The sequence below is a fragment of the Syntrophorhabdaceae bacterium genome (assembly GCA_028713955.1).
Classification (GTDB): domain Bacteria; phylum Desulfobacterota; class Syntrophorhabdia; order Syntrophorhabdales; family Syntrophorhabdaceae; genus UBA5609.
Genome location: JAQTNJ010000127.1, coordinates 1 through 8,982, shown reverse-complemented (window position 1 = coordinate 8,982; position 8,982 = coordinate 1). Strand labels below are relative to the sequence as shown.

Here is an 8,982-nt window from a genome sequence, read left to right as displayed (position 1 = left end):
ACCTTTTCACCGCCTTTTAAGATCGTCAGGGTTATTGTGTTGCGAAGCAGGGCATTATAGACCGGGTTACTCTCTATAAAATCCCTGAAATGCCTGTTTTTTAAAGATTCTCTCAGGGAAGAAAAGGTAAACCCCCTCCCCCGCTTGCCCTTAAGGACTGTATTCAGATATGTGCTCACGACGCTTGTAGGCTTCATGGGCCACCGATGGGAGAGTATTGCCTGGGATGCCCTGACAATCTTCTCATTGGCGTTATCCCTGTGAGGCATGGACCCATGGCCGCCTATCCCCGTGGCCTGTATCCTGAACTGACCCAGTTTCTTTTCTGACACAGATACCTGGGCATGTATAAAACCATCTTCCTCAACAAGAGATCCTCCCTCGCTCAGGACAAAAGAGGCGTCTTTCAAATCCGGAACGTTCCGAAGCATGAATTCAACACCATTCTGCCCACCCACCTCTTCATCGCAGGTAGCCAGAAAGATCACATCCTGTTCAGGCTCTATCCCTTCTTTGTAAAGATTTATAAACGCAAGGAGCTGGCATATGGTCTGCGCCTTCATATCAATGGCGCCCCTGCCATAGACGAAACCATCTCTTAACTCACCGCCGAAGGGGTCCACTGTCCACTCGTCACGGTTGGCAGGGACAACATCGATGTGACTCAGTATAATAACCGGCTTCCCCCTGCTCTTGCCTCTGATCCTGGCAAGGATATTTGCCCTCTTGGGCATAGGGGAATAGATCTCGGTCTCTATCCTTTCCACGCCGAGAATACCTTCCAGGAAGAGGACCGCACTCTCTTCATTTCCCGGCGGATTTGATGTGTCGATACGGATAAGTTCTCTTGTCAACCGAACAGCGCTCTCGCCGTTAATCATAATATAACCTGTTTTTTCCTTCCCTCTTGGCTTTGTAGAGATTGTTATCAGCTATCTTGATGAGGTCATTGGCGATATGACCTTGCTGGTACAAACCAATTCCGCCGCTCACCGTCAATTTTATATGATGGTTCTCATAGATAAACTCTTCCTGTTCAACCCCGGCCCTTAAACGTTCTCCAACAACATAGGCCCTTTCAAGATCAGTCTCCGGCAGAATCACAAGAAACTCTTCCCCGCCGTACCGACCGACAATATCGATAGTCCTCAACTTTTTTGTAAAAAGCTCTGCAAGCTTTTGCAAAACGGAATCCCCTGCCAGGTGGCCATATGTGTCGTTGACATCTTTGAAGTTGTCCAGATCGAAGAGCGTTACGGAAAGGTCCGAACGATACCTCTTCGCCCTTTCAATCTCTTCGTTCAGCTTGTTGATGATATACGTATGGTTGAAAATTCCTGTAAGGCCGTCATGGATTGAAAGGGTTTTGATCTCCTGGAACAAACGTATCTTTTCAAGCGTAACCGATATGTGGGAACAAAACTTGCTGAAGGTAGTCTCTTCCTGAACCTGGAATGGGGAGCCCCTGAAGAGCCCTGCAAAACCATATACGGTATTTGTCGTGGACAACTCCACCATAACCGACTGATAATCATCCGCGGCGCCGGTTATTTTTGCGTTAACAGCCCCCTGGGACATTCTTTTTAAAAGGATATTTGTTATAACCTCGGCAAGTCTTCTATTGCTGCCGACCTTTGGGTAGATCTGGATATTTACTTCATTCCCGTAGGTAAGGAGGACTCCGAAGTATTCAAAATCAAGAAAGTTTTTTAAGAGGGCATAGGCGTTCTTAAGAACAAATCCAGGTTCTTCAGCCTCTCCTATCATATGCTGCAGGCTCTTTAAAAAGTCTATCTCCAGGATATTGATCTTTTCCAGCCTTTGCGTCTCTTCTACCCGTCTTGCAAGCTCCATCGTCCTGAGGGATTCAATATAATGGTCCATTGCGTTATTAACAACATGATAAACCTCTTCGAAGCTGTTGAATGGTTTTGTCAGGATCGTGTATGCCCCCTTGCGGAGGGATTCGATGCGCCTTTCATCATTGGTGTATCCTGTCATCATGATAACAGGTATCCTCGGCTTGATATTCTTTATCTTCTGTAAGATTTCAACACCTGAAACGAGGGGCAATACGATGTCGAGCAATACTGCGTAAGGATCTTTTTCTTTCAATTCCTTTTCAAGATCCGGCGGGTCCCTGAACGCAAAAACCTTCAGCCCGCAGTGCTCAAAATAGCCTGTCAGAATAGTCAGTGTTGCTTCATCATCATCAATAATGAAAAGACGTTTTGTGTTATCCATAAACAAAAAAGAGGGGCTTCAAACCCCTCTCTTTTTACTTCTTTGTCTTTTTTCCCTTCTTCGGAGCAGCCTTTTTGGCTGTCTTCTTTGTGGTCCCACACTTCGCCATACAAACACCTCCCCTTTAAATTTAAAACAATGTTATGTAAATTGAAGGTCTTTGTCAACCACTATATGGCGATAACCTCTTTTACCTCCGGTATCTCTTCTTTGAGCTGTTTTTCCACTCCCATCTTCAATGTCATCATGCTCATCGGGCAGCTTCCGCATGCACCCTGCAGTTTTACCTTCACGATACCATCCTGTACATCAATAAGCTCAATGTCGCCGCCGTCTCTCTGCAAAAAAGGCCTTACCTTTTCTATTGCCGCCTTAACTTTCTCCTTCATATGTACCTCCAAAAATTTTTACCCCATACCGGGGATTATTAAGTATAAGCACAATTCGCTGATAAGTAAATAGAATCGCCGCACACCGAAATAACCGTATATCGTAGTTCGTATATCGTATATCGCATAAGGCATTAGAGGATGCATTTGTAGTCCACTATATACTATATACGAAATACTATATACTATTCGCTATTCACTGCCTTTAGTGTTCATCCTCTCCCGCTATTCTGTATCTCTATCTTGATCTCCTTTGGTACTGCCTTCTGCGATTTCGGGAGCTTTACTTTCAGCACACCGTCCTTGTATGTCGCCTTTGCCTTGTCTCCGACAACTTCAGCCGGGAGCTGAATGGTTCTCTGAAATGATCCGTACACCCTTTCAGACCTGTAACAATCTTCATCCCTGCAATCTTCTTCTGTCTTTCTCTCCCCTTTCAGCATTAACCTGTCTTCAACGATCGTTATTGAAATCTCTTTTGGATCAATCGCCGGGATATCGATGGTGACAATAACATCCTTTTTCGTCTCGTGTACATCAACAGCCGGTACCCATCCCCCCTCCCGGAGAGAAGGAAAGCCCGCTTTTTCAAAGAAATCTTCGAATATCCTGTCCATCTCATCCCGCATTGAGGGAAATCTTGATTCCCACATAGATTTCCAGGGCGTTAAAGGCATAGCTCCACCTCCTGTTACTATTTTTTATTTGTTTTCGATCCCTTTAAGGACCTCTTCCAAAAGCTTACCACACCCGACTGGTGAAAAGAAAACTGTACAAGCTCCCATCCCTCCTGACCCATTTCATTCAAAAGTCGTGACATATTATCAAGTTGCTCCATGCCGACATCGTGCACTTCACATTCGCCATCGGGTCTACAAGCGTAAACGATATTATTACGCTGGTCAACAACAACACCTTCTTTCTTCAGGTCTTCCATGGAAAATATCTTCAGAACATATTCGTATTTCATAAGCACCTTCCTGGTTTTTTTATGTCTCTATGATATAATATTAATGCAAAATATCGGTTTTTTAAAGTAGCTATGGAATATACACCCCTTTATATAGAATCATACTCCAGGGGCATACTGCAGGAAAGACTGGAAGAGCTCGAGTCCCTGCTCAATCCCTGCACGCTGTGTCCGAGGCAGTGCAAGGCCAACAGGCTGGTCGGTGACCTCGGATACTGCAAGGCGCCCTATGACCTCTTCATCTCATCGGCGTCACCCCATTTCGGGGAGGAAGCCCCGCTGGTCGGACACAACGGTTCGGGGACAATATTTCTTACCCACTGCAACCTTAAGTGCATCTTCTGCCAGAACTACGACATCAGCATATACGGCGAGGGTACCCGCTATACCTACGGCAAGCTGGCAGCCCTGATGATCGACCTCCAGGACCGCGGCTGTCATAATATCAACCTCGTTACGCCTACCCATTATGTTCCGCAGATCATAAAGGCCCTTACGATTGCGATCGAGAACGGTCTCTCCACCCCCCTTGTCTATAACACGAGCGGTTATGATTCGACCGGCACGATCAGGCTCCTCGACGGCATCATCGATATCTATATGCCTGATATCAAATTCCTCGACAGCGGATTATCCCAAAGATTCTGCAAGGCAGCGGATTACCCTGAGGTCGTCAGGGAGGCAGTCGTTGAGATGCAGAGGCAGGTCGGTGACCTCGTTGTCGATGAACACGGCATTGCCCGGAAAGGACTTATCATACGCCACCTCGTCATGCCGTCCTGTGGAGAGGACACGAAAAGGATCATGGAATTTATCAGGGACGAGGTCTCGCAGAACGCCTTTGTCAACATCATGGCACAATATCACCCGTGCCACAGGGCAGGTGAATTTGAAGAGATCGCAAACAGGATCTCATTGAAAGAGCACGCGGAAGCAATACGCTATGCCCGAAGCATCGGGCTTTTGAGGGCGTCTACTTAGTTGCCAAGCTTCTTTACCAGTATATCGTTTGCCTTTATAATCTCCTGGGCGTCTTTGCCGGTTATCTCCCAGCTGTAACCCCCTTTGCCATCCTTTTTTAATTTTATCTTCACGTCGCCTTTCAGGCTCTTTTTTATTTCATCAAGCTCTTTTTTATATTGCTCCTCGCTATTCTGTTCACCGGCCTTCTTCTGTTTTTGCGAAAGCTCTACTCCATTACCGCATGAAAAGAGGAGGAAAGCTACAAGGAGTATTGCAATAAATCTCATCTCGTCATAATATAATTTCTTACGGGTCTCTTCAACATAATTCTGGAGGATGTATGGGCATCTATTGCGAGCAAACAGGAAAAGGGAAAAAGGTCATCTTCATTCACGGCGCCGGTGGAAGCACTAAGTCATGGTACTTCCAGAGAGAGGTATTGCAAAGATCCATGGAGGTTCTCGTTGTAGATCTTCCCGGTCACGGGAGATGCCCCGGCGACGGGTATGATTCTATCGGGCAGCACTGTGATTCCCTCTACCATCTCCTCAGCGAAAGACCCTCTGACCAATATTTTATCGCCGGTCATTCCATGGGCGGCGCGATCGGCATGTCCTTTGCCCTTGTCTACCCCCACCTCGTGAAAGGTCTCATCCTCATCGGGACAGGGGCAAAACTCTCCGTCCTGCCGGCGATACTGGAAGGGATCCAAAAAGACAAGGCGAAAACGGTCGGGAATATTGTTGCAGCCATCTTCTCGGACAAGACCTCCCGGCAGGCGAAAGAGGCGGCCTTCAACGAAATGATGCAATGCAGCGGAGAGACGATCTTCAGGGATTTTTCCGCCTGTAACGGCTTTAACATCATGGATACAATCACTGCGATCAAGGCGCCTTCCCTCATCATCTGCGGCAGAGACGATCTTATGACGCCGCCGAAGTATTCTGAATTTTTACATCGCTCTCTTGCAGGTTCCAGACTCAGTATCATAGAGGATGCCGGCCACATGGTCATGCTCGAAAAACCGGACGCAGTAAACAAGGAGATAGAGGAGTTTGTCAAAAACAGCGGATAGCGAGAAGAATCAGGTTGAGGTTAAGGTTGAGGAGAACCAGAGTTTGCTTAACCTTAGCCTGAACCTTAGCCTGCTTTTTCTGATAGCTGAGAGGATATCATGGCGGTAATAGGTTCAGACAAGGCAAAAACCCTGAAGGAAAAGATGGAGAGGCTCGGCATCAGGGAACCCGATATCATAGAACGCTTCGTGCATTCCGGCGGACCTGGCGGGCAGAATGTCAATAAAACCTCCACCTGCGTCTATCTGAAACATGTCCCTACCGGTATCGAAGTAAAATGCCAGCGGGAACGTTCACAGGCGCTGAACCGCTTTCTTGCCAGGCGCATACTTATCAACAAGATTGAGAATCTTATCCTCGGCAGACAGAGCGAGGAACGAAGACACATCGAGAAGATAAAAAGACAAAAAAGGAAACGTTCAAAAAGGGCACAGGAAAAGGTCCTTCATTTAAAACATCTCCATTCTGAAAAGAAAAAGTCCCGCTCAGTAAAACCGGATGCATCAGAGTACTGACAACCCCGTAAAACAGCGAATAGTATATAGTATATCGTATATAGTAGCCTATAAAGGCACCCTCAAAAGTCTTTAACGATATACGAAATACGATCTACGATATACTGCGGCGCAGGGCGTCTATTAAGCCCGCGGCCGGTTCTGCCGATAACTAATCTGAGAACCATGAGCCTGAGTGCGTCTTCAAAAGAAAAACCCTTTGATAATTACCTGTCATTCCTGTTGGATGCCTACCAGGACGACCCGCTGAAGAACATCGCGGTTCTCTTTACTGACGTTGTAGGCTCAACAAAGTACTTCAAGACCTACGGCGATATGGACGGACGGGAGATGCTCCGTCAACATCAGAATTTAGCCACTTCCGTCATCGACGAGTATAAGGGAAATCTCATCAAGGCGATCGGTGATTCTGTGATGGCCTCTTTTGCCGGTCCATCGGAATCACTCAGGGCCGCCATCAAGATGCAGCACGTATTCCGCGCTTACAATGATGATGCTGCCGGTGAACACCAGATTCACATTCGCATAGGCGTTCATTTCGGCAAAGTCATCGTTGAAGAAAAGGATATTTACGGTGATGTAGTCAATGTGGCAGCAAAACTGACAAACCTCGCAGATGGTGACGAGATATATATTTCTCAGGAGATATATGAGCGTGCGCAGGATATTCCCGGGATACATTTTGAACCGGTGAACCTCTGGAACGCAAAAGATGCCCCAAGCGGTCTTACCATGTACAAAGCAGTCTGGGAAAATGCAATCAGTGCAGAACCTGTCTTGAAAACGTTCATCCACGTTCACCCCCTGCCGGACATTGGCGAAACAGATTTTTCACATATATGGGAAAACTTCATCGGCAATTTGAACACAGAGGACGCTATCGCAAAAGGGTATGAAGAGGAATATGTTCTTCCTGATAAATCTCTTGTACTGATCATGAACGACAGTGTACATGCAATATCAATAGCAGAAAGTATTTTAGCGCATCTTGGCAGCGTAACGAAAAAGGACGCGCCCTTCCCTGTACCTGTCCGGACAATCATCTACAAACTGCCCCATATAAAAGGGAACATACCGGCGCTTACAGGCGTTGAAGTCGCATGGGATGCAATAAGTCCCGGGGGGATTTATGTCTCCCCGGAAGTCCGCCTTGATATCAAAGACGAGGGTGATATATCCGTCGAACCATCAACCGTTGAAGAGACACATGAAACTTTTAACAGGGTCCACCGGAAAAGCATTCCACAGGAGACGGCAGAGGGACAGCAGATGCCGGTACAACCATTCTTTTATCAGAAGACCCTTATGGACGGCACATACGCCTCCTGCTTCTACTGTGGTGACCGGAAACATTATCCATCAGACTGTCCTTCTAAAAACATTCCCGGAAAGACCTCTGCGATTAATCAACTCGGTTACCTGTCGCTCAGCAATATCAATGAGCTTTTTTTACAGTATGTAACCACGCTCCAGGCCTCATCGGGCAACGGCAGTCTTTACAATGCGGCAACAGAACAGGCATATCTTGCATTTTACGAACTGAAAAGGGTTTTCCAATTGCCCTTTTTCAGGATTATCTGGAACAACCCCGCTAACCGCTGGGAAAAGGTTAAACAGGGCGCCGGCCAGAGCGAAGGCGGGATCGTATGGCTTATACAGGACTCGCTCCGCGTCTCCGACCACTCAAGGGCTCAATCCCTCCTGGAACAGGCGCTGGAAACATTCCCTGATGATTACAAGGTCTATTGCCTGATTGGATATCTTAATATCGAACAGAATAACCTCTCGCTGGCAAAGAAACATTTCAAAAAGGCATATATACACACAAAAACAGATCCACAGAGAATATTCGTATTGTTCCAGCTTGCCCGTCTTTACACTTTGCTCAATAATCCCCAAAAAGCCCAGGAGAAAATAAACAACATCCTGAACATAGATCCCGGTTGTACTGAGGCAATCTACCAGGACATTATATGGAAACTGCAACAGAAAAAAGAAAAGGTGGCCATACAGCAGTTGACAGGCCTGGTCAGGGAAAACAGGGATTATTATACAGTTGTGCTCATTGACCCTGAGATGGAACCATATAAGGCAATTGTCGCACCCCAGCTTGGGACAATGTTTAATAAGGCGAGAAATATGGCGCAATCGCGTTTCGAGGACGCGTGCACGATACTGAAAAACACAGAGGAACTGCTCAGCCAGAGGAGTCTTGCCGAGATACAGTCGCTGCGCGTAAAGGTTGAAGAGTTGATGGAATCCGACAGCTACTTCGGTTACTTAGACGCTGTCCGTTACAGCGACTCGATCGTCACGATCTGCGAAAATTCATTAAAGGAGCAGAAAAAAGACCTTTCAGAGATCATCTATCAATTATCGCAACGTTTGCAGAGGGCGTTCAACTTTGTAAAGAAATACCGTTACCGGCAGTTCGTTGACAGCCATTACAAACACCTCATGTTACTCAAAATAAGGATGGATGACATCAGGGGAGCAGAAAAATTCTGTGCGCCCTGGCAGTTTGATGCATGCCATGCATCATGCAAAGAAACTGCCGGTGATTTGGATTCTATAGAATCAAAATTAAAAAGGCTGGAGATAATTCAGCAAATAATCCGTACCTTTTTCAATTTTTTAAAGTATTGCTCGGCCCTGCTCTCTATCGTTTTCTTTATCGGAATATTTATATTTCCTTTCTTTGTGGATCCGTTAAATATACTTCTGTCAAAGTTTGAGGTTACCTCCATATCAAATGCCTGGTCGTTTCAAAAAACATTTCTCGTCCTCGGGGGTATCGCAAGCTTTATCGCATCGTTCCTTATATC

General features: G+C 46.4%; 10 protein-coding genes. 4 read left to right on the top strand and 6 right to left on the bottom strand.

Translation table 11 applies throughout. From position 1 onward, the window contains the following. From PHU49_10975 to PHU49_10955, 5 genes are all read right to left on the bottom strand, one after another. Positions 1-881 (bottom strand): M20/M25/M40 family metallo-hydrolase (locus PHU49_10975; GenBank protein ID MDD5244524.1); only part of this gene is annotated, 881 nt, incomplete at its 3' end. Beyond that, positions 874-2,244 carry a diguanylate cyclase gene (locus tag PHU49_10970; protein MDD5244523.1) on the bottom strand — a complete coding sequence of 457 codons (1,371 nt, stop codon included), beginning with the start codon at positions 2,242-2,244 and terminating at the stop codon, positions 874-876. The genes PHU49_10975 and PHU49_10970, both read right to left, overlap by 8 nt. 170 nt (positions 2,245-2,414) lie before the next feature. Continuing rightward, positions 2,415-2,633 carry a NifU family protein gene (locus PHU49_10965; GenBank protein ID MDD5244522.1) on the bottom strand — a complete coding sequence of 73 codons (219 nt, stop codon included), beginning with the start codon at positions 2,631-2,633 and terminating at the stop codon, positions 2,415-2,417. Positions 2,634-2,845: 212 nt separating this feature from the next. Next, the gene (locus tag PHU49_10960) at positions 2,846-3,310 is read right to left on the bottom strand and encodes an Hsp20/alpha crystallin family protein (protein ID MDD5244521.1); all 465 of its coding nucleotides are present in this window, start codon (positions 3,308-3,310) and stop codon (positions 2,846-2,848) included. A gap of 17 nt (positions 3,311-3,327) precedes the next feature. Further along, positions 3,328-3,603: a hypothetical protein gene (locus tag PHU49_10955; GenBank protein ID MDD5244520.1), complete on the bottom strand. Its 276-nt coding sequence runs from the start codon at positions 3,601-3,603 to the stop codon at positions 3,328-3,330. Between the two features lie 72 nt (positions 3,604-3,675). On the opposite strand from PHU49_10955, the gene PHU49_10950 reads away from it, so the two are divergent. Then, positions 3,676-4,584, top strand: coding sequence for a hypothetical protein (locus PHU49_10950; protein MDD5244519.1), 909 nt, complete (start codon positions 3,676-3,678; stop codon positions 4,582-4,584). Here the strand turns inward: PHU49_10950 and PHU49_10945 are convergent. Continuing rightward, positions 4,581-4,853, bottom strand: coding sequence for a hypothetical protein (locus PHU49_10945; protein ID MDD5244518.1), 273 nt, complete (start codon positions 4,851-4,853; stop codon positions 4,581-4,583). The two genes, PHU49_10950 and PHU49_10945, sit on opposite strands and share 4 nt — an antisense overlap. A gap of 53 nt (positions 4,854-4,906) precedes the next feature. Between PHU49_10945 and PHU49_10940 the strand changes: the two genes are divergently transcribed. The 3 genes from PHU49_10940 to PHU49_10930 form a co-directional block, all read left to right on the top strand. Then, positions 4,907-5,641: an alpha/beta hydrolase gene (locus tag PHU49_10940; GenBank protein ID MDD5244517.1), complete on the top strand. Its 735-nt coding sequence runs from the start codon at positions 4,907-4,909 to the stop codon at positions 5,639-5,641. Positions 5,642-5,740: 99 nt separating this feature from the next. After that, positions 5,741-6,157 (top strand): peptide chain release factor-like protein, encoded by a 417-nt coding sequence (locus tag PHU49_10935; protein ID MDD5244516.1) that lies wholly within the window; start codon positions 5,741-5,743, stop codon positions 6,155-6,157. Positions 6,158-6,322: 165 nt separating this feature from the next. After that, a partial coding sequence (locus PHU49_10930; GenBank protein ID MDD5244515.1) for an adenylate/guanylate cyclase domain-containing protein occupies positions 6,323-8,982 on the top strand: 2,660 nt, incomplete at its 3' end.